Origin of the sequence: Aquidulcibacter sp. (assembly GCF_044346625.1) — a bacterium.
Lineage (GTDB): Bacteria > Pseudomonadota > Alphaproteobacteria > Caulobacterales > Aquidulcibacteraceae > Aquidulcibacter.
Genome location: NZ_JBIIYV010000003.1, coordinates 1 through 20293, shown reverse-complemented (window position 1 = coordinate 20293; position 20293 = coordinate 1). Strand labels below are relative to the sequence as shown.

The 20293-nt window shown below is 51.7% G+C and carries 18 protein-coding genes; 3 read left to right on the top strand and 15 right to left on the bottom strand.

Features of this window, described 5'->3' with window-relative positions; translation table 11 throughout:
• Positions 1-54 precede the first annotated feature (54 nt).
• From ACIQ20_RS01930 to gap, 4 genes are read right to left on the bottom strand one after another with little or no spacing between them, the layout of a single operon-like run.
• Positions 55-1074, bottom strand: a complete 1020-nt coding sequence (locus ACIQ20_RS01930; RefSeq protein WP_395776892.1) for a class I fructose-bisphosphate aldolase — start codon at positions 1072-1074, stop codon at positions 55-57.
• Between the two features lie 27 nt (positions 1075-1101).
• A complete protein-coding gene (locus tag ACIQ20_RS01925; RefSeq protein ID WP_395776890.1) occupies positions 1102-2298 on the bottom strand; it encodes a phosphoglycerate kinase in 1197 nt (398 codons plus the stop codon).
• A gap of 2 nt (positions 2299-2300) precedes the next feature.
• Positions 2301-2663, bottom strand: coding sequence for a hypothetical protein (locus tag ACIQ20_RS01920; RefSeq protein ID WP_395776888.1), 363 nt, complete (start codon positions 2661-2663; stop codon positions 2301-2303).
• Positions 2606-3613 carry a type I glyceraldehyde-3-phosphate dehydrogenase gene (gap, locus tag ACIQ20_RS01915; RefSeq protein ID WP_395776886.1) on the bottom strand — a complete coding sequence of 336 codons (1008 nt, stop codon included), beginning with the start codon at positions 3611-3613 and terminating at the stop codon, positions 2606-2608. The genes ACIQ20_RS01920 and gap overlap by 58 nt, the downstream gene beginning before the upstream one ends.
• A 188-nt stretch (positions 3614-3801) precedes the next feature.
• Between gap and ACIQ20_RS01910 the strand changes: the two genes are divergently transcribed.
• The 3 genes from ACIQ20_RS01910 to galE all read left to right on the top strand — a co-directional run bounded on the left by ACIQ20_RS01910 (position 3802) and on the right by galE (position 6356).
• Positions 3802-4131 (top strand): hypothetical protein, encoded by a 330-nt coding sequence (locus tag ACIQ20_RS01910; protein ID WP_395776884.1) that lies wholly within the window; start codon positions 3802-3804, stop codon positions 4129-4131.
• A gap of 24 nt (positions 4132-4155) precedes the next feature.
• Positions 4156-5292 carry a GDSL-type esterase/lipase family protein gene (locus ACIQ20_RS01905; RefSeq protein WP_395776882.1) on the top strand — a complete coding sequence of 379 codons (1137 nt, stop codon included), beginning with the start codon at positions 4156-4158 and terminating at the stop codon, positions 5290-5292.
• A gap of 77 nt (positions 5293-5369) precedes the next feature.
• Positions 5370-6356: a UDP-glucose 4-epimerase GalE gene (gene galE, locus ACIQ20_RS01900; RefSeq protein ID WP_395776880.1), complete on the top strand. Its 987-nt coding sequence runs from the start codon at positions 5370-5372 to the stop codon at positions 6354-6356.
• A gap of 166 nt (positions 6357-6522) precedes the next feature.
• On the opposite strand, the gene ACIQ20_RS01895 is transcribed toward galE, so the two are convergent.
• From ACIQ20_RS01895 to ACIQ20_RS01845, 11 genes are all read right to left on the bottom strand, one after another.
• Positions 6523-8007, bottom strand: coding sequence for a PQQ-dependent sugar dehydrogenase (locus ACIQ20_RS01895; protein ID WP_395776878.1), 1485 nt, complete (start codon positions 8005-8007; stop codon positions 6523-6525).
• A 279-nt stretch (positions 8008-8286) separates the two neighbouring features.
• Positions 8287-9588: a long-chain fatty acid--CoA ligase gene (locus tag ACIQ20_RS01890; RefSeq protein ID WP_395776876.1), complete on the bottom strand. Its 1302-nt coding sequence runs from the start codon at positions 9586-9588 to the stop codon at positions 8287-8289.
• A gap of 4 nt (positions 9589-9592) precedes the next feature.
• Positions 9593-10279 carry an SDR family NAD(P)-dependent oxidoreductase gene (locus ACIQ20_RS01885; protein ID WP_395776874.1) on the bottom strand — a complete coding sequence of 229 codons (687 nt, stop codon included), beginning with the start codon at positions 10277-10279 and terminating at the stop codon, positions 9593-9595.
• On the bottom strand, positions 10279-10578 hold the full coding sequence (locus ACIQ20_RS01880; RefSeq protein ID WP_395776872.1) for a hypothetical protein: 300 nt from the start codon (positions 10576-10578) through the stop codon (positions 10279-10281). The genes ACIQ20_RS01885 and ACIQ20_RS01880 overlap by 1 nt, the downstream gene beginning before the upstream one ends.
• Positions 10579-10604: 26 nt before the next feature.
• A complete protein-coding gene (locus ACIQ20_RS01875) occupies positions 10605-11288 on the bottom strand; it encodes a GNAT family N-acetyltransferase (protein ID WP_395776870.1) in 684 nt (227 codons plus the stop codon).
• Between the two features lie 287 nt (positions 11289-11575).
• A complete protein-coding gene (locus ACIQ20_RS01870; protein ID WP_395776868.1) occupies positions 11576-12169 on the bottom strand; it encodes a hypothetical protein in 594 nt (197 codons plus the stop codon).
• A gap of 339 nt (positions 12170-12508) precedes the next feature.
• Positions 12509-14611, bottom strand: coding sequence for a glycosyltransferase (locus ACIQ20_RS01865; RefSeq protein ID WP_395776866.1), 2103 nt, complete (start codon positions 14609-14611; stop codon positions 12509-12511).
• A gap of 801 nt (positions 14612-15412) precedes the next feature.
• Entirely contained in the window at positions 15413-16303 is an 891-nt protein-coding gene (gene rfbD / locus ACIQ20_RS01860; protein WP_395776864.1) for a dTDP-4-dehydrorhamnose reductase, read from the bottom strand.
• A gap of 161 nt (positions 16304-16464) precedes the next feature.
• The gene (locus ACIQ20_RS01855; protein WP_395776862.1) at positions 16465-18258 is read right to left on the bottom strand and encodes a glycosyltransferase family 2 protein; all 1794 of its coding nucleotides are present in this window, start codon (positions 18256-18258) and stop codon (positions 16465-16467) included.
• Positions 18259-18363: 105 nt separating this feature from the next.
• Positions 18364-19257, bottom strand: coding sequence for a glucose-1-phosphate thymidylyltransferase RfbA (gene rfbA, locus ACIQ20_RS01850; RefSeq protein ID WP_395776860.1), 894 nt, complete (start codon positions 19255-19257; stop codon positions 18364-18366).
• Positions 19258-19409: 152 nt separating this feature from the next.
• On the bottom strand, positions 19410-20108 hold the full coding sequence (locus ACIQ20_RS01845; protein WP_395776858.1) for a hypothetical protein: 699 nt from the start codon (positions 20106-20108) through the stop codon (positions 19410-19412).
• Between the last annotated feature and the right edge of the window lie 185 nt (positions 20109-20293).

Sequence of the window (20293 nt, the reverse complement as noted above, 5' to 3'; positions counted from 1 at the left end):
AAGGGCACCAGACCGACGATCTGGTGCCCTATTCTTTCAGGCTTAAGCCTTTGACTATTTGTCTTCCAGCTCTCGCGACCATTGGCCAAGCGAGGCGAGCCCATTCATATGGGCGCGCTTGTAGAAAGCGGCTTGGGCGGCTGGGATATTTTCTTCCTTGCCCGACCACGCCTTTTGCGGGGCAGCCTGCAGCGCACGCCCGTAGGAGAAGGTCAAGTTCCACGGAAGCGCATGCATGGCATTCATGGCGTTCAAATGGGCGGTCGCGTCGATGTCAGACTGGCCGCCCGACAAGAAAGCAATCCCGGTCACGGTTGAAGGAACCGTGTTCTTCAAGCACTGAACGGTCTTTTCAGCCACTTCGTCGACGCCAGCTTGGACCTTCGCCTTGCGACCCGCGATCACCATATTTGGCTTCAACACGATACCTTCCAATTGCACCCGCATTTCATACAGGGCCTGGAAGGTGCTCTTCAGCACATATTCGGTCACTTCAAAGCAGCGATTGATGTCATGATCGAGGTCCATCAGGACTTCGGGTTCCACAATCGGCACGATGTTTTCTTCTTGGCACATAGCGGCATAACGCGCCAAAGCGTGCGCATTGGCCTTGACCGAGCCCGCACTTGGACGACGCGCGTCAATATCAATCACCGCCCGCCACTTCGCAAAGCGCGCGCCGTGGACATAATAGTCGCGCAAGCGGTCGCGCAAATTGTCCAAGCCATCGGTAACCCGCTCGCCCGGGAAAAAGGGCATTTCGCGCGGACCCATATCGACCTTAATGCCGGGGATAGCGCCATGCGACTTGATGATATCGACCAAGCGCGACTCATCTCGGGCAAACTGACGAATGGTCTCATCATACAGGATCACACCGGAGATATGATCCTTCATCGCCTTTTCCGACCGGAACAATAATTCCCGATAATCGCGACGCGTATTTGGGGTGGACTCAACGCCGATCGCGTCAAAGCGCGAGCGAATGGTGGCGGTGCTTTCATCCGCTGCCAAAATGCCCTTACCGGGTGCGACCATCGCTTTGGCGGTCGCGACGAGTTGATCGAGATTCATAGCAGTCCTCTTAGATACATAGTTGGATTAGGATGGGTGTTTAAGGGCTTCGACGCCCGGCAATGCTTTGCCTTCCATCCATTCGAGGAAGGCACCGCCGGCGGTAGAAACAAAGGTGAAGTCGGCAGCCACTTTGGCTTGATTGAGGGCAGAGACGGTGTCGCCGCCGCCCGCAACCGCGACAAGGCGGCCAGAATGCGCGAGGGCCGCTGCGGTACGGGCAGCTTCCATCGTGCCAATGTCGAAAGGTGGCAGCTCAAACGCGCCCAAGGGGCCATTCCAGACCAAGGTCTTGGCGGTCTCTAAAGCAGCGGCCAAAGCGGCAACTGACTTTGGCCCGGCATCCAAGATCATCTCTTGGTCCTTCACATCGTCGATCTCACAGGTCCGATGTGGGGCATGGGCGGCAAAGGCCTCAGCGACCACAACATCGGTCGGCAGCAGGATCTGGCACTTATTCGCCGCCGCTTGCGCCTCAATGGCGCGAGCGGTGTCCAAAAGGTCATGCTCGCACAAGGACTTGCCAACATGGGCCCCACGTGCGGCAAGGAAGGTATTGGCCATGCCGCCACCGACGGCCAAGATATCGACCCGAGAAACAAGGTTTTGGAGGAGATCAATCTTGCTGGAAACCTTGGCCCCGCCAACGACCGCCATCACTGGATGGGTCGGATTGCCAAGTGCCTTATCCAGATAATCAAGCTCATGCGCCATCGACAGGCCAGGATAGGCCGGCAGCAAGTGCGCTATGGCTTCAGTGGATGCATGGGCACGGTGGGCGGCTGAGAAGGCGTCATTGACATAGACATCGGCCAGTCGCGCAAAGCCCTTGGCCAACTCTGGGTCATTCTTCTCTTCGCCAGGCTGGAAACGGGTGTTCTCCAGCAAAAGCACGTCGCCAGATTTCATATTGGCCACGGCGGCTTCGGCAATAGGGCCAACGCAATCGGTGGCAAATGCAACGTGCTTATCCAAGAGTGCCGCTAATGCCGGCACAATCGGTGCCAAGGACATAGTTGGAACGACTTTACCTTTAGGCCGATCAAAATGGGCGGCGAGAATGACTTTTGCCCCTTTCTCGATCAGAAGCTGGATCGTAGGTATTGCCGCACGCAAACGTGTGTCATCCGTGATCGCACCGTCCTGCATTGGGACATTGAAATCAACGCGGACAAAAACGCGTTTGCCCTGAAGATCAGCAGTCTTAAGCGATAAAAAAGTCATTTCTACCCTATCAGTGCGTGAAGTGCCGCACCAAATCCAAATCCGACGCCATGCACGAGTACAATCAACACCAAAGCCAAGGCCACGGTGCCACTCGTTTTGAGCAAACTCGCACGAACCATGCCAGCTACCCTGCGCCTATGCACAATGCCCCACCAAACCGCAGCCACAACCATCATCACCACGGCTGCCCACCAAGACACACCAAATATAGCGAGAAGGATGGTGATTGAGAAAAGCACTGCCTCAACCAAAGCATTTACGAGGCGCGAGGGTGCAAATTCAGACTTGGCTTCCGTCACATCCATCAGATCAGTTTGGCCATGGCTATGGCGGTATCGCTCATGCGGGTCGAGAAACCCCATTCATTATCGTACCAAGACAGGATGCGGACCAGAGTGCCGTCCATCACTTTGGTTTGATCCAAAGCAAAGGTGGAAGAATGGCTGTCATGGTTGAAATCGATCGAGACATTAGGCTCGGCTGTATAGCCTAGTACGCCCTTGAGAGTGCCATCTGCGGCGGCCTTGATCGCAGCGTTGATTTCGTCGACCGTGGTCGTGCGCTTGGCAACAAATTTCAGGTCAACGCATGAAACGTTTGGTGTTGGCACGCGGATGGCCACGCCATCCAAACGACCTGCCAGTTCTGGCAGAACCAAACCCACAGCCTTGGCCGCACCCGTTGATGTTGGGATCATCGATAGGGCAGCAGCACGCGCCCGGTACAAATCCTTATGCATTGTATCCAGTGTTGGCTGGTCACCTGTATAGGAATGGATGGTGGTCATGAAACCTTTGTCGATGCCGATGGCATCGTTCAAGACCTTTACAACCGGCGCCAAGCAATTGGTGGTGCACGAAGCGTTGGAGACAATCAAATCATCCTTCGTGAGGGACTGATGGTTCACGCCATAGACAATGGTCTTATCCGATTGTTCGCCGGGAGCGGAAATCAGTACGCGTTTGGCACCAGCCGTCAAATGCGCAGCGGCCTTCTCGCGAGCTGTGAACAGACCTGTACATTCCATCGCGATATCGACTTGGTTTTCACCCCAAGGCAGCGTCGCAGGGTCGCGTAGGGCGGTCACTTTGATCGGCTTGCCATTGACGACGATCGTATCGCCTTCGACGCTGACGGTGGCAGGAAAACGGCCGTGCACGGAATCGTATTTCAACAGGTGCGCATTGGTAGCCGCAGGGCCTAAATCGTTGATGGCCACCACTTCAATATCATCTCGTCCATTCTCAATGATGGACCGTAAAACAAGGCGGCCGATACGGCCAAATCCATTGATCGCGACGCGCACGCTCATACTAATCTCCGTAGTAAAACTACAAAATCAAGGCAGTTTCGCCTTATTTTGCTGGAACATGGCATGTGGGGGAGGCCCATGCCATTTATAGGGTGGCTATAGCCATCATCTGTCGAATCGTCCACCCAATGGTGTCACTTGCTTGCCAAGGATTTGGGGTTTTGGCAGGACTCAGCTATGGAATTGACATGAGCATTGGAAAGCATCCCCCGCTGGATCAAACTCTTGTCCGTTTCGACAGCGCGCTGGCGCGACTTGAAACGGCTCTAACCGCCTCCATGGCACGGGTGACCGAGGCGTCCCGTCGCGCTGGCTATGAAGAGGGTCTACAAGCGGGCCTCCGCGAGGCGGAAGAAGCACGCGGTTATCCCTCCACACCGGATATGAACCCCCTGCTGCAAGAAGAATTGGACGCAGCAAAAGCCCGTGAAGCGCAATTGCAGCGGGCCGTCGAAGAAGCCCGCGCCGCCCTGAAAGACGCTATGGGCGACATTCGGGCCGCCCTCTCGCCCCTCTGATCCGAACAACAGACAATTGAAGCCATGAAAATGAAGTCCGTCGCGCTAAATCATCCCGCTTTGTCCGTTCGCGGGGCCATGCATGTGGTTCAAACCCCTGCGAGCTTAAAGGCGTGGCGCCTACCTGCTTGGACTTGGGCCCAATCACCCGATCCTGCGGTGGATCTGATGGTCGGCATGACGAGTGGCGTGCGCCTCTGCTTCACCACCGACGCGGAAGCACTTTGCTTGCAGGTCATCGAGACGGGCATTCAATTGGCAGGCACGCCGCGTCGCCCTGTGACCTTCGACCTCTATGTGGATGGGGTGCAGTGCGGATCAGCCGCGGCCAGTTCAGGCCACACGATTTTGGTGAATCCCAAGGGTCCATCATTCGTGCCGGGGACAGCCTCAGACGTTTCTTTTGAGGCGCTGGGACCCGGCCTAAAGGCCATTGAGCTCTGGTTGCCTCAATCCGCACAGGTGGAAGTACTCAACCTATCTATTTGGAGTGAAGCTGAAATCATTCCCAGCGCGGAGCCGACGGGGCTTCGCTGGGCCCATTATGGCAGCTCCATCAGTCACGGCATGGAAGCCAAAGGGCCATCCTGGACCTGGCCCGCAGTTGCCGCTCGGGCACTAGGGCATGAGCTTATGAGTATCGGCCTAGCCGGACAATGCCATTTGGATGGCTTTGTGGCGCGCAGTCTACGTGATGGGCCGTTTGATGCGATTAGCTTAGAAGTTGGCATCAACATCATCGGTGCCGACACCATGCGCAGACGCGTCTTTGCGAGCGCCTTGCACAGCTTTTTGGACACGATCCGAGAAGGCAAGCCAGATATACCATTGCTCGTTATCTCGCCCATCTTCTGCCCCCTGCTTGAGACACAGACAGGGCCGCTCGAGCGAAATGAATTGGCTAGCTACGGCACAACAGTACGGCCCCATAGTGCTGCCGACGGGGCTTTGACCTTGGTTGAGGGACGCGCCATCATCGCCGACGTCGTAGCGAGACGCCAAAAAGGCGGCGACACCCGCCTAGCCTACCTCGATGGCCTCACCCTCTTCGGTGCAGCAGATGAGGCTGATCTGCCTGACCACCTACACCCCAATGCCGCAGGGCAAGAGCGGATGGGCGAGCGCTTTGCGGCCCATAATTGGCTGGACTTTCTGGCCTAAGTGACGGATGAAGGCTTGATTTTACAGAAGTTCAATAGAAGTCTATAGCCGCAAGCTGTGCGTGGGGAGAGCCAAGTTTGACCAAGATTTTGATTACCGGCGGAGCAGGATATATCGGAAGTCATGCCGCTTGGGCTTGTGTCGATGCTGGTTATGAAGTTGTGGTGCTCGACAATTTGTCGACGGGTGTTGCCCGCAATGTGCCAGCCAGTGCGACGCTAGTTGAGATGGACATTGGCGATCGGGCAGCCGTTGCAAACGTTATGAACACCCACAAGATCGACGCCATCATGCATTTCGCAGGCTCAATCGTGGTGCCGGAATCTGTGGTCAACCCTGGCCTCTATTATGAGAACAACACGGTCAAAAGCTTGGGTCTCATTCAAGAAGCGGTCAAAGCAGGTGTGAAGGCCTTCATCTTCTCGTCCACAGCCGCCGTTTATGCACCAGGCAGCGCTGGGCCATTGAACGAATCCGCCGCTAAAGCGCCCTTAAGCCCCTATGGCCAGTCTAAGCTGATGACCGAACTTATGCTGGCCGATATGTCGGCTGCCCACGGTTTTTCAGTGGGCGTGTTGCGCTATTTCAATGTTGCAGGTGCCGACCCACAAGGCCGTACGGGACAAAGCACGCCCAACGCCACCCATTTGATCAAGGTCGCATGCCAAGTTGCCACGGGTCAGCGCCCGACCATGGAAGTGTTTGGCACAGATTACGACACGCCGGACGGCACCTGTGTCCGTGATTATATCCACGTCAGCGACCTCGCTGATGCCCATGTGCTTTTAGCTCAGCACCTTTTGACGGGCGGCGCTAATGTCACAGCCAATTGTGGCTATGGAAAAGGCGCTTCGGTACTTGAAGTGCTCGCATCGGTGGAAAAGCAACTGAACCATCCAATTGCAGCGAAGATGTCGCCACGGAGGGCAGGCGACGCCCCTTCCTTGGTGGCAAACTCCGCACATCTGAAATCTCTGGTGCCGTGGAAGCCTAGGTTTGAAAACCTCGATGATATTGTGGCGGCTGCCTTGGCTTGGGAGCGGCAGCTAACTCAGGCGGGATAAGACCAAAGAAGTCACCCCGTAAATCTATCAGACTGACTGGACGCAAACTTTAAGCTGGCATGGTTCTTAATCAAGCAGATGAATTGCCCATGTCACGCACCAGCCGACTAGATTTTCCCTTCTTGCGAGCCTGTCAAGCAGACAAGTAGGCGTTAGATTTAGACTATCAATCGGTTTGCTCGACCGCGAATATCTCTCCATCAATATCAACGATATACATATTTCCCGCTGTGTCTGTGCCAAAATCAACAATCAAGTTGATTGTGCCTACATTAGGCATGAACTCCACCTTGTGGAGCTTAAATTGGGCTTCTTGAACCGTTGAACCGACCACCAAATTTTCAATGGGCAAAGACCAAATGTTTGACGTAATGAAGTCGCCAAAAAAGTACCGCCCTTTTAAAGATGGCACTGGCCCTCTGTAGACAATACCCCCTGTTATCGATCTACCCTGTGTCGGGCCGTTACCATGGGTGTATTCGGTGACCGGCTTGGTGAAAGCAGGCGAGTCGATCCCGCCAAGATAGGGCTGGGTACCTTCTCGCAGATTCCATCCGAAGTTCGTCACGATAGGGCCAGCGAAATCTGCGGCCATGCGGTTGACTTCCTCTACCGCACCTTGGCCAACATCAGCGATGAAAATGGCATTGGACACCGAATCGAAAGTGCCGCGAAATGGGTTTCGCAGCCCGGTTGCAAAAATCTCTGGTGCCCCTCCACCGCGTGCGAAGGGGTTGCTTGCTGGTATTCGATAGTTACGGGTTGGATCACTTGGAAAGTCGTCCCCAGACACATCCAATCGGAGTATCTTGCCCAACAAGCTGTTTGGATTCTGGCCATTTCCTAAGGGGTCCCCTCCCCCGCCGCCGTCGCCAAGACCAATCAACAGCTGTCCATTGGGAACATTTGCAGTCGCAGGTTGCCCATTGGTTGGACCAAAAACCAACATGCCGCCCTTATGGTTCGTCAGACCCGCGGGTTGTTTTACCTCAAGGATATTGATTTGGCTTGCAGGGTCTGCGGCAATTGTTGTGCCAGATGTCACATCATAGCGGCGAACGATGCTTACGTTAGATTTTTCGGTAAACAACACGTAGGCATGACGGTTTTGCGAAAAGTCTGAGTTGAAAGCTATCGAATAGAGGCCAAATTCGCCGATACTTGTGATCTCGCTTCGAATATCGAGAAATGGCGTCGGATCTATCACACCCGTTATGGGATCCATGATGATAACTCTACCGCCGCGCTCAACAACCAGAATACGGCCTGAGCCGTCGGGCAAGCCAGTTACAGAGATCGGCTCGGTCAAGCCCGAGGCTACTCGACGAACCTTTGGCAAGAGTCCATCAATCACATTCGTAACTGTGATATTCAAAGCCAAATCAGTGGCGTTTACGCCGTCTGTCACGCTCAATAGGACTTCATAAATATTGTCGCGGTTAGCATCCGATGGCAGTTCGAAATCGGGTGCAGCAACAAAGCTTAGACTACGCAACGCTGGGTCAAAGACGAAGCGATCCCGGTCGTTGGACGCCTTGATCGAGTAAGTTAGGGCGCGCGCTTCAGGATCAGTTGCAATGGCTGTGTAGAAAGCCCCAACTCTGTTCTCTTCAACATTGACTTGAGCCAGAGAATTAAAATTCGGAGCCAAGTTGACTGGCGGAGGCAGGCTACTGCCACCACCACTACCACATCCGACTAACGCTGCAACAAGAACAACTGACAGGCTAAGTTTGCACGTCAACCATTGAAAGACCAAACCACTAAGTCTCACATTCGAGGCGCGCCAATTAAGCATGTCGTTGAACCATCGCCTCCGTCTCCCAGCACGCAAAGATGGTATCGCATTCTTATGCGTTCGCCCAACAAATAATGATGCTATGCGGATTGTTGAACCAATGACTTAGCTTTACCAGACCTAGAACGCAATTTAGAGTTGCTTGAAGCGATGACCAATCTTCACATTGTCGATTCGAATTCGGTGCGGTTGAAATGCAGCAGGTAAATTCTCGCGAAAATGCTGGGCAATCTGCTTCTTGTCGAGTTCTATGCCTTCAGACGCTTGAACAAGCACCTCAATGTGCTGGCCAGTGATTGGATTCGGGGCACCAACAGCTTTAGCGAATGCAACACCCGGCATTTCCAAAGCGACACGCTCGACCTCGGCGGGCAGAATTTTCTGTCCGCCAATATTGATCAAGTCACCCTTTCGGCCCGTGATCCTGAGATATTCGCCATCGACCGAAACGATGTCTTTTGTGTCATACCATCCCTCATCGTTAAACGGGGACGGCGCGTTCAAATAACCGATCATTCGTGACTCTGATTTGATCTCAAGGACGCTTTCGTCATTAACCCGCGTGGTGACACCTTCTCCTCCAACTTTCATGTAAAGACTGTCCCGCGCGCGTGACTTGATCCGCAAGATGCCGAGCTCCGACATGCCATAGGTTTGACGTAAATCCACATTTGGAAGTGCTACCGCCAGACGTGCCAATGTTGGCTCATCCATCCGCTCGGTGCCGTAGGTAATGACTTGAAGTTTTGAAAAAGCCAATCGACCTAGCTCACCTGAGAGCATCAAAAGACGCAGGAATGTTGGTGTCGTTGGCAGAAGCTCCACAGCATTTGCAATGATTTCACTGACAACTTCTGCAGGGCTTCGCTTAGATGGAACAACCACTTGGCCATTGTTGAAAAGCGTATGAAGCAGCGTGTTGATACCGCCAATGTGATCGAACAACAAAAAGCTCATGGTGACCAAAGCCGGTCGCGGGGTGCGGAACCGGACCAAAAATTGGCTAAAGTCATGGAGGATGGCCTTTGGCCGCCCCGTGGTTCCCGACGAGAACAACACCAGCCCCGGATTTCCGCTGGCCCGCAATTGCTGGAGCATCGGATGCTCCAAACCACGCTGGCTGGTTCGTGTAACTTGGCCATCTTCAATCACGACGTTCACAAAAGCCGTTTCTTTGAAGTAGTCATGATCTGGCGCTGTCTCAACAGTGAGAGGAACCAGCACAACTGATTTGTCGATCAAGTTCAAAAGCGTTGCAATGCTCTGGGGATTGAAGTCGCCAATCAAAGCCACGACGTCGCCTGCCACAACTTCCGAAAGATCAACGCCTTCTGCTTGGGCGATCTGCGCAAATGTCAGGGATTTTTCTGCCGAGATTAGAATTGGGCGATTTACATCCGCTTGCCGCTTTGCGATTTCTTCAATCAGAGTCATTCCACTATGCCCCGCCTACGTTGATAACCTGACCAGAGACCATGTTAGCCTGATCGGACAATAAGAACGAAGCAACACTCCAAATATCCTCAGGCGTGCCCTTTCGCTTTATGACCTGCTGAGCAACTATCTTGTCAATCGCTGCAGACGGGACTTTCGCAATCAAATCTGTATCGATTGGACCTGGTGCAATGCAATTGACGGTCACATTGTGCTCCGACATTTCGCGTGCAAAGGTTCGACTAAACCCTTCGACCCCAGCTTTTGATGCAACGTAGACTGACTCGCCAGACAAGCCCAAAGGCACAGCAATTGTTGAGAAATTGATGAGGCGACCTTCTTGGTTTCGTACAAAATGCTTTGCAAAAGCCTGCGCAACATAGATTGATCCAAGCAAATTGATCGAAACAACCTTGTTCACCGTTGCAGACGGGGTCGTCATGGCAAGGTTCATCGCTGCAACACCCGCTGCATTGACGACGCCCCAAACTTGTTCTGATTTGGTGATTTCCTTGGCGACAGCTTTGATTGAATCGCAGTCCGCGATGTCACACTTTAAAATCTCAAAGCCGTCAGTCGATTCCCCTGACCTCGAGATACCAATTACCTTAAAGCCAGTTGCACGTGCACGCTGGGCGATGTGAAGCCCCAGCCCACGACTAGCACCAGTTACAACGATGGTTCGCGACACTAGGCGGCTCCTACGGCGTTGACTTGGTTAGCAAAGAATTCGGCCAGCGACGCAATTGTGCGAAAAGGACTACGTTTCTCTGAGAACGCCGCATCCGTCATCCACTCAAATTCAGATGACAGTTCATCCTCTGCAACTTCCTCAAGTCCCAAAAGGATCTTGAGCAAGGATTGAGAGTCGACGCTGCTGCCCGCTCCCATCAAAATGAAGGAGGCATCAAGGCTAGCATCACCTCCAATCTCCAAGGACTTCATCACTTCGATAATTTTTTCGATCGCGGTTGTTGTGTCAATAAGCATATTCTCAGTTTCCAGCTTTTGTGAGGTTAGCGATTAGCAGGGTTCGGTGGAAAACGCTTGTGAAATTTCAGCATTTCCAGTTCAAAACGAATGTTATTGATGTCGCTTGTTGGTGCGGCAACGTCTTGCGCCGGTGATAGGACTTCGGTGCCGCTGCCGTCGATTTTCGAATCGAGCGGTGTCTTGACGGTCGCCTTAAATCCGATTGATCTGTGCAATAACTGAGCCCCTAAATTGGTGCTCAGCACGTCCGCCGCTACTCGTTCAACGCCTAAGACATCGAAGCAGAAATGCAGCAATTCAATCTCAGCTGCGTGAATGAACTCTAAGCCCTTATCACGATTACCCAGCATTAAATTATCAAGATCGGCAGTACTATTATTGATATTGGCGAGGCCAATATGGCCGACCAGCATATCGTCCATATCAGTTAGCCGGAACAAGATACGATCTTTGCCAGCAAATGCGACGTGCTGAAGATATCCCTTGGTTTTGGCAACATCAGGGATGAAGCGCGTAGCGAACGCAAGCTTGTCACGTTCGCGCCATTCCGCAATCTTCTGTGCAAGCTCTTCGTCGAGCCAATCGTCCTTTCCAACACATATCAGGTGGCCCAATTGCTCCCCCGACGCATTTGAAAAAGGTAAGCGTAGAGCCCCGGGGGAAGCTTTCCAAGCACTCAATTGTATGGTGATTTCAGACAATAGCATTTCAGACTTTTGACTCTCTGATATCGGAGGACATGAGATCCTAGGCAGAAAAAGTTAAGCTAGTCTCGTTCGGGTGACAGCGATGGTTCTCAACATTCGAAACATCCGCACGCGGAAAGCAACTGTTAGGATTTTGTTGCAACAAGCCAAGACCGCCTGTGTTTCAAGTGTCAAGTAAGGCACCTATACTCTATAACCGCAGCTCTTAGTTGATTTTTTGGTCTGTGCCAATAGCGCACAAGATGCTGGAATTTGTGACACGAGGACGAGTAGAGCAAGTGTGAGTCTCAGCGTGCTGGACCCACCATAGACTGGCGGTACATCCGCGCAAACATGCGAGCAGAAAGCGTGTGCTCTGCCGCAAGTTCTGGACTATTGAGATCGCTAGCTAAGTGTTTCCTGAACGCAACAGTGGCGCTGCCACCGGAGTTGTTGTTGACAACCAAGTCATTGGGAACAAGGATATGCTGCGCGTCCGCGTTCAAGAGATCGCACATGCCAACTAAGTTTTGCACGTCGAGCTTGTGCGGCGCAAATCGCCCCGTGGCTGAGGCCTTTGCAGTTTTGTGCGCCTTTAGATTATTATCTGACAACATTGATAGCGCACGTTCATCAAAATCAAAAAGCCCGACCAACCAAAGGTAGGCCAGTACTTGCTGCATATTTGCAAGGTCTGGATAGAAATCAGGCTCGCGCGATAAAACAGCTGAAACAATGTGCTCGTCGCTCATCGCATTGCACTGCTGTGAGTACACGCCGTATAGAAACTGAAGCGAAGTGACCGGCCTTTGCTTGAGGAACCCGTCATCTTCAGAGCTGATGCAAAACACGACTAACCCCCCAACAGCCAAGCGCGAACTTAAAACCGCGATTTCCTTCATCGGGTTGGAGGCACATAGGGTTAGAGAGTAAACAACCACAAAGTCTAAATCTGTCTCATCATCGCGTAGCAAGGGAGCAACCAGACTAGGGTTGCCTGCGAGGGTCGCAACCTGCCCGCGCCTTGCCCGGGTCGGACGGTCCACAAGGCGAGACTGCGCCGCCTCATGACTAACGAAGTAAGGCGGCTTTTTTGCAAGCCTTGGAGACATGGTGACGATTGGTGTCACCTTAGTGCCGCGGCGATAGGTAAATCCCACCTCGGGGGGATCAATCTCGATCCCACGCCCTTCTAATTGCGAAATAATTGGATTAGATCGATTAAAGCTTGAAACATCCATTTATTTAGTCCCTTTCAAACGTGCGATGGCGACTTCCCAAGCTTGTATTGTCAACTGCATCGCATGATGCCCACCAACACGCTCAAAAGCTAACTCCGCAATTCGGTCCACCAGAGTTTTATCTTCGATCAACGCCACAAGCGTCTTCTCAAGCGCTTTGGAATTAGGCGCACAAATGAAACCTGTGTCACCTTGGATGACTGACTGGGCCGAAACTGACTGATCGAAATGAATACCAACGCTTTGGCTTAAGCTGCACAGCCAATGTTGTCTTGGGTCCAATAAAACGGCCCGGTCGCCTTTGTCCAAACAAATAGTAATTGACCAGCCAGCATCTACAACCGCCTGTTCAAAGGTAAGGCTTTTGGAATCATATTTGAGCGTTTTCAAATCGCGAATTCGGTCCAGCATGCTAGGATTAGGCGCATCAACTTCGATCCCTATGGCGCGATGCTCCTCGGCTATCGCCTGCAGAACATTTTCGACAAATTCAGGATAATCATATGTGCCGCCGATTACACCAATCTTCAGAGGCGAACGATTGGGCTTAGCGCCGCCGCTCATTTTAAGGGCGGGTAAAAAGGGAATTTCTTCCAGTGCGACTGAGTTCGCAAGGGCTTCCATTTGTGACGTTACGGTTGGCAGAACAACAAGGTCAACGTCTTTGGAGGCGGCAATTATTTGGGATCTGTTGAATAAATCGTTCTGGCTAAGCGGGACATAGATGATTTTTATTCCTCTGGCCTTTGCTGCCAAAATTAGCCGTTCCGTCGCTTTGCCGTTTTTGCCGAAAACGACTAAAGTGTTCGCCCAATCCAAGTCTGAATTCTTAAGGTCGCGCTCCAGAACATGGCGGTACCGTATAGCACGTGCGTCGCCCAAGCATTGTAACGGCCAGTGCAAATGAGCAGAACTTGAAAGACTTGTAGCAGTGACACCGAGGACCATGGTATCTGGCACAAGATCCAGGATCACTTGTTTGTATTCTCGATCAATAGCTTGTCGACTATATGTTTTGTAAGCAACCTCTTTGGCATTCTTAGCAATTGACGCGCGCAGATTCTTATCTGCTGCTAATCGTTCCATAGCGCCAAGCCATTCGCTAGGCTCGTAACCAACTAACAGGCCTGTTACGCCGTCTTCTACCGCAGCCAGATAAGGCGCAGCCTTCACAAATATTCCTGGCAATCCAGCGGCAGCGCTTTCGCGGAACTTGTTATCGGTCTTGGCATTATTGACAGGCTTGTCCTCAAGGGGAGCCACGACGAAATCCCAGTCTCTATCCCAAACCGATTTATAGTAAGCGCGGATATCGATACTGCCTGGGAAGTGGCGATATTGAGGATGCCCCTCCAGGATCGAGAGTTTTGCACCAACGGTTTCAAAAACTGAATCTGGGTTGCGGTCCAGGAACGTCAAAATCGCAGGTAAAATCATAAGCAAGTCAGCTTCGTGAGCCAGGCCGCCACCAAATCCAAAGCGTAGGCCAGTCCCCTTACGAGGCGGGGGCGCTGGAAATGAATCGAAAATCTCGACGTTAGCCAACGCATGCAATTGCCGCGTATCTTTTGCATGTGCTCGCAATTTTTCCAGCAAAATCGGCGACCACGACATAACAAGATCGGCCTTGCCACAGTTTGAGAGAATGTTTTCCCAGGCCCCCATTTCAAGATAACGTTTTCCCAAAGGGCTATCAGGGGGCAAGAGTGAGAAATCATCGTCTAACAAATATACCAAAGGGATCTTAAGCGTATTTATCCGGCGCACCAAATCAGTGCCCTGTTCGGTGCAAACGCGTTGCATAAAGATGATATCGGCTTGGTTTAGTTCCTCGTCAGAGATCGGGTTTCTGTCAAAGTCCACTTCGTAGCGAACTTCATATCGACCGCCACACGCCTGCGCCACTGACTGTAGCGGCATGTTCAGTCCGAGTATGATCGATGGGATCGGGCCATCACCTATGCCCAGAATGTTCAACGGCCGCGGCAACGGATCAAATGTGGCGGTCGGCGCATTGATAGTTACGTCTGGCCAATACCAAGATGGGGGTAGATGGGCATCCAAATACCCTGGCAATTTGGCTTGTCCGGTTTGCGTCTCCAAGGTTTCTGGGCGTGGTTCGTCTTCGATTTGTGCGCGCAATTGATCAATTGAGCTCTGCAAATCCGGATCTTGGGCCTTCTGCCCACGCAGCGCGGACACTAAGCTGCGCAGGGGTCGCGTGACTTTCCACGAGGTGGAACTCAAGATGGACATCGCAAGCTTCTGGGTTTCTTGCAACTGACGCCTTGCACTGAGCAAGCGCGCTTGTTGAAGTGAAAGGTCCTGTCGAGACTTTAGAAAGCGGTCCTCGGCGTCCGTCCCTTGTGACAACCGATGCGCAAGTTGTTGGTAAAAATTACCATAGCGTTGAGCGGCGATCAAACTCCCCAAAAGATCATTATTTGCCAATAGCAAGGCGGTATTTGCGACTCTGGCGAGGCGAAGATCGTCTTCTAGTTTCGACAAAGAATGCTGATTTCTTTGCGATAGTATGCCGCTAGGTTCAGAAGCGGGAAAGCCAGTCTGATCCAATGAAAATCCTGTGCGTGGCACTTCGGCTTGTACAGCCAGCTCATAATTGGTGCGCCCGGGAAGGTTTTCAACCGTGATATCGACTTGCATAGTTTTTGAAGATCCCTTTTCCATTATCGCCTGTTTCAAATTAGCCGGTCAACCTACCATCTAAGACAACCAGTATCCAAAGGTTAAAATTGAGAAGCACTGGCTTGACCGAAAGGTTTGAGGGTAGGATCGCGCATTTTAAGCCCCACCCGCAGTGGCTGCAACCAAGCAAACATATCAAGCGCATGTGTCAATCTTTGCATTGAAACTGCAAACCTTTGTACAGTTTCAATGCAAGGCCTAGGCTAGGCCAATGAATGATCGATCTTGTGCGCTTCGACGCACTGACGCCCGCCAAGACAGATCAACATTGGGGAACCTATCTTTCAGCAAGGCGGTGTCCAATCTTGAATCGTGTGGTCGAGGTGCTTTGTAATTCCATTGAGCTGAGTCGATTTCCTGGACACTCGCAAGCGTAAGTGATGGCTCAGCTTCTGCCGCACTTGCAATGGCTTCGCGCGCAAGCTCGGCCCAAGTTGCGGCCTCATTGCCCGCAACATGATAAAGCGACGCAAAGTCCTCACCCGACAATATGCGTTCGCTCATTTCTAACGTAATTTGGGCCAAGCTGTCAGCACATGTTGGATTACCAACTTGATCTGCAACAATCTTCAAGAGCGGATGCTTCTGCGCGGCCTGTAGGATCCGGTTCGTGAAACTATTCTCATGGCTGCTGAACAGCCAAGCCGTTCGCAAAACCACTCCACCGGTTTCTCTAACCGCATCTTCGCCCATAAGCTTTGAGAAACCATAGAGGTTTATTGGGTTGGGGCGGTCAGTCTCAACATACGGGCTCCCTTTGTTACCATTGAAGACATAATCAGAGGAGAAGTAAATGTGTGGGATTTTGATTTGTTGACACAATTCTCCAATGTGCCGTGCGGCTTGCGAATTGACATCGAGGCAGTTCCAGCGTGCTTCTTCAGCACCTTCCACATCTGTAAAAGCGGCCGTGTTGATCACCAGTTCAGGCTGGATGGAGGAGATCACCTCCTTTAAGTCACCGCGAGAAGTTAAGTCAAACTCTTGGCGACCAAGTGCGACAATGTCAAAACGTGACGCCAGACTGTGGCGCTTGATACAGGTGGCGAGTTGACCACGATTGCCAAATATAAGGAGCTTAATAGCCAAAGGATATTCCTAGATTACAGAGGGGCCGAACTGTCTGCACCGAGAAAGACGCTAGATTATGGCGATACCGAATGTTCGTGCTCTTGAGTAGAGATTCAAGCGATTAAGGTGCGTCGGTTGCGTTGTTAAGTGGCCTAGCTTCACTTAAGCAAATGAAATCGCTAGGGGAGCCGCCGCAATCGGGCTCCTTCGAAAGGTGGGTCAATTAGAGGGGAGCCAAAGGGATCGTCCAAAATAAAGTGCTGCCATTTTTCTCGAAAGACACACACCTCGTGCCATCGCTGCTGTCGGGCCTTGATATCTAATGTTGTGCCGCGAGACTTGCTTTCGTCGTGTAGAAGTACAGCGTCGCCACGATAAATCGTTTCAAGCCCCTGGCTTTCTAAACGAAGACAAAAATCAATGTCATTAAGGGTCACTGGAAAGTCAACGTTATTCATCCCGCTAACTTGCTGCCAGGCTGATCGCTTCACAGCTAAGCACGCGGCCGTTACCGCTAGCCGTCGCGAAGGAGCAACCAAACGCGGCACGTTCATAACGCTTTCACTGTTGGCACCGCGCCACAAATGGCCACACAGGCCAGAAAGGCCAAGCGTCACCCCGCCATGCTGAAGGGTTCCATCTGAATAGAGTAGTCGCGCGCCGACCGCTCCCACATTTGGCTTCATTGCCGAAGAAATCATGCGCTTCAACCACGTGGGTTCAAGCGGGCACACATCGTCATTTAGGAGCAGGATGAGGTCAGACTTGGATGTTTCAACGCCCAGATTGTTCAACTCAGCAAAATTGAACGGTGCTTTGTGTCGAACGATCTCAAAAGGTCTATTGCCAGCATTTGATGTCGCTACATCTAGAACAGCACCACACGGTGCACCATTGTCCACAATCAAAATTTCCAAATCTGGGTAATCCGTACATGTGTTGAGCCCTCTCAAACACAGCGCTAACAGATCGAGTCGCACCTTAGTCGGGATGATCACGCTGACTTTTGGCCAGACGCCGGTCTCCTCAAGAAAATCGAAAGGGTCGGAGGGAGACTGGTCATTGCTGTTGCGTTGGCCTGCGATCATACAAAGTCGGTCAATCAGGCCGGGTTCACATCTCTTAGCAATTGATGCCAAGACATCGCGTGTGGAAGCGCAAAGGTCGGGTTGGCTTCTAACAAAAACAGGCCATGGATCATACACGTCAAAGGCTGAAAGGGTGTTGTCCCATTGGGTCGCTGGATCGAAAAGGCCTTGCCCTGCTTCGCTTCCAATGAGGGCTTCAAGCATTGGGTTTGCCTCAAACCGCTTGGACGCAAGTTCGACGGCCCTGCTGTCTAGATGATCTAAATTAGACTTCTTTACCCAAAACTCTGCCACTTTCTGCCAGCTTTCTTGGCCTTTATTAACAAGGTCAGGCACCCTATCGTGACGCGCATCATCTTGTTGGTTGAGAGTGTGACTAGCTTGTGATTCGTTGGTTCGCAGAATTGTTTGAAACCTAGTGCCTGTTAAGATTGCCATCATCCCACTATAAAAATTAGCTGGCGTTATCCTAAGCGTCAGCAAATCAACTATTTTTTTTGCATACTTGGTCGCAAGAAATCCAAACCCGACTGGACGTATCTCGAGCTTGTTGATGCGAACACGGCCACTCGGCAAACCAAGAAATAATTGAACAAATGCCTCTTTTGCTTGCGTTCTCAACAGGACCGGATTCCCTGTAAGCAAGGGAAGAACAATGAAATCAATGTCATCAGTCAGCAATTGTATATCAGCGACACAATCGTCACCATCAAAATCAATCAGCCACCAGCCACCACCCCACTTGCCGCCCCCAAGGTTTATCTTTCCAAAGTCAAAGCTTGATCCACATGCAGGATCTACCAAAAACTCAAAATCTTGCTTTGTTCCATGTCGTGATGCGTTTGGTTCGATGTCCAATAGGCTGATTGTTTTAGGGCGCGACACAAACTTTGACCTTCCAATTGGCAGGTTGGACCACAAATTCAATGATCAAAAAGTCGGTTTGGTCAAGGGTAAACACCCCACACTCGAACCGCAGCAACGTTGATACTATTGGCCTTCTTGGGCGATTGCCATCAAGTATTGCCCATACTCGCTTTTGTACAAAGCTTCGCCGAGCTTCATCAAATCGTCAGCTGAAATGAAGCCCTTGCGGTAGGCCACCTCTTCTAAGCACGCGATCTTATAGCCTTGGCGACGTTCTATAGTCTGCACAAATGAGGCAGATTCAAGCAAATTATCCGGCGTGCCCGCATCAAGCCAAGCATAACCCCGCCCCATCAACTCACAGTTTAGCCGGCCCTGTTCAAGATAGATGCGGTTGACATCTGTGATCTCAAGTTCGCCGCGAGCGGAGGGTTTAATTGAAGCGGCAATATCCAAGACGTCATTGTCATAGAAATAAAGGCCGGTCACCGCATAGTTTGAAACAGGGACTTTTGGTTTTTCAACGATAGAATTTGGCTTGCCGTTCACATCAAAGCCAATGACGCCATAAGCTTGGGGGTCTTTGACGTGATATCCAAAAACGGTGGCACCATCATTACGCGAGTCGGCACTTTTGAGCAGTCTTTCAAGACCTTCACCATAGAAAATATTGTCACCCAACACCAAACAAGCAGGATCGTTTCCAATAAAGTCTCTTGCGATCAAGAAAGCTTGCGCCAAACCATCAGGGCTTGGTTGGACGGCGTACTTTATCGAAACCCCAAGCCTAGAGCCGTCACCAAAAACCGACTGAAACGCAATTTGGTCACGAGGCGTTGTAATCATCAAAATGTCTTTGATGCCCGCCAGAAGCAAAACCGACATTGGGTAATAAATTAAAGGCTTATCATAAATCGGCAACAATTGTTTGATGACCCCGAGCGTAATCGGGTGCATCCGCGACCCGGTGCCTCCAGCTAGGACGATTCCTTTGCGGTTATGCGGATTGGCAGTCATCTTACGTCCCCTTAATCTATGAATAGGCACAGTGGCGCTCTATCGATCACCCAAAAACATCTGCCATCTTGGCCAGCAGAGGCCCCATGTATTCGGTCAAGCAATAAGCACGTCTGTTGGCAAAAGGCACTCAGATCTAAAATGTCTTTGGCCTAAACCTCAGCGTCGGCTGTGTAGTGGAACCAAATGCCGCCGACAAGGGTGGAATCTGTTATGCTGAGCTCAAAGCCTGACTCACCGACAATCAGAGGGGTAACGCTGCGTAAATTGTTGCTTTCATCATTAAAGTAACCAGCGACGCTTCCAGACGGCGCATATAGCTTCACCACAGGTGCGCTGGTTTTTCTGGCTCGAAAACGAGTTGACAGCCGGTTGTTGATTGCGATTGAGGTACTGGAAACATAAAATGCATTGAGGCCGGCATTAGACGGGGTGCCCGGTGCCGTCATTAGATTGTATGATTTTTCAAAATACAATTCACAATGCGCCAGCGTCTCGCGGAAGTCCGGCTGGACAAAAGGCGTTGGCACACTCGCGCTCACGATCTGAACCTCTGTAATGTCGAGCGTGTCTGCACTTCCAGATACGCCTGCACTGGTCCATCTGAGGCGAAATGCCGTCGACTTGGCGCTCGCAGGCAATTCAGCATTGAACGAGATGACTTGTTCAAGGGCAGATTGGGATAATGAAAACGTCTTTGAACCAGCCTGTGTTTGGCCAAGCCACGCATTCTGCGAGAGCTGCACCGAAGTGGCATCAGGAGCCGAGGAGGTCAAAACTTCTGCAATGATTGGCCCACCAGAAAAATCGATGCCTCGACGGATCCGAAACGTCACTTGAAGAACTGACATGCTTGGTTTCTTAGCAAGGATCTGAGCTATCATATGTGTCTGACTGAAGCTTGACCCAGGATCACGTCCCATTTGGTGGTGTAACACGCGGTGACAGCTAATCCCCCTGCGCAGCGCTCGTCACATAGCTGGCGGCGTGGGGGGATTGGCGGTTGGTCATTGATCATTCTGGTTTAGGATTGGGT

What these genes read in the sequence shown, in the direction of transcription:
- rfbA (WP_395776860.1), bottom strand. Translation starts at nt 19,257, where the DNA reads ATGACTGCCAATCCGCATAACCGCAAAGGAATCGTCCTAGCTGGAGGC.
- ACIQ20_RS01925 (WP_395776890.1), bottom strand. Translation starts at nt 2,298, where the DNA reads ATGACTTTTTTATCGCTTAAGACTGCTGATCTTCAGGGCAAACGCGTT.
- ACIQ20_RS01920 (WP_395776888.1), bottom strand. Translation starts at nt 2,663, where the DNA reads ATGGGGTTTCTCGACCCGCATGAGCGATACCGCCATAGCCATGGCCAA.
- ACIQ20_RS01875 (WP_395776870.1), bottom strand. Translation starts at nt 11,288, where the DNA reads ATGCTATTGTCTGAAATCACCATACAATTGAGTGCTTGGAAAGCTTCC.
- ACIQ20_RS01845 (WP_395776858.1), bottom strand. Translation starts at nt 20,108, where the DNA reads ATGTCAGTTCTTCAAGTGACGTTTCGGATCCGTCGAGGCATCGATTTT.
- ACIQ20_RS01890 (WP_395776876.1), bottom strand. Translation starts at nt 9,588, where the DNA reads ATGACTCTGATTGAAGAAATCGCAAAGCGGCAAGCGGATGTAAATCGC.
- gap (WP_395776886.1), bottom strand. Translation starts at nt 3,613, where the DNA reads ATGAGCGTGCGCGTCGCGATCAATGGATTTGGCCGTATCGGCCGCCTT.
- ACIQ20_RS01930 (WP_395776892.1), bottom strand. Translation starts at nt 1,074, where the DNA reads ATGAATCTCGATCAACTCGTCGCGACCGCCAAAGCGATGGTCGCACCC.
- ACIQ20_RS01870 (WP_395776868.1), bottom strand. Translation starts at nt 12,169, where the DNA reads ATGAAGGAAATCGCGGTTTTAAGTTCGCGCTTGGCTGTTGGGGGGTTA.
- ACIQ20_RS01880 (WP_395776872.1), bottom strand. Translation starts at nt 10,578, where the DNA reads ATGCTTATTGACACAACAACCGCGATCGAAAAAATTATCGAAGTGATG.
- ACIQ20_RS01910 (WP_395776884.1), top strand. Translation starts at nt 3,802, where the DNA reads ATGAGCATTGGAAAGCATCCCCCGCTGGATCAAACTCTTGTCCGTTTC.
- ACIQ20_RS01905 (WP_395776882.1), top strand. Translation starts at nt 4,156, where the DNA reads ATGAAAATGAAGTCCGTCGCGCTAAATCATCCCGCTTTGTCCGTTCGC.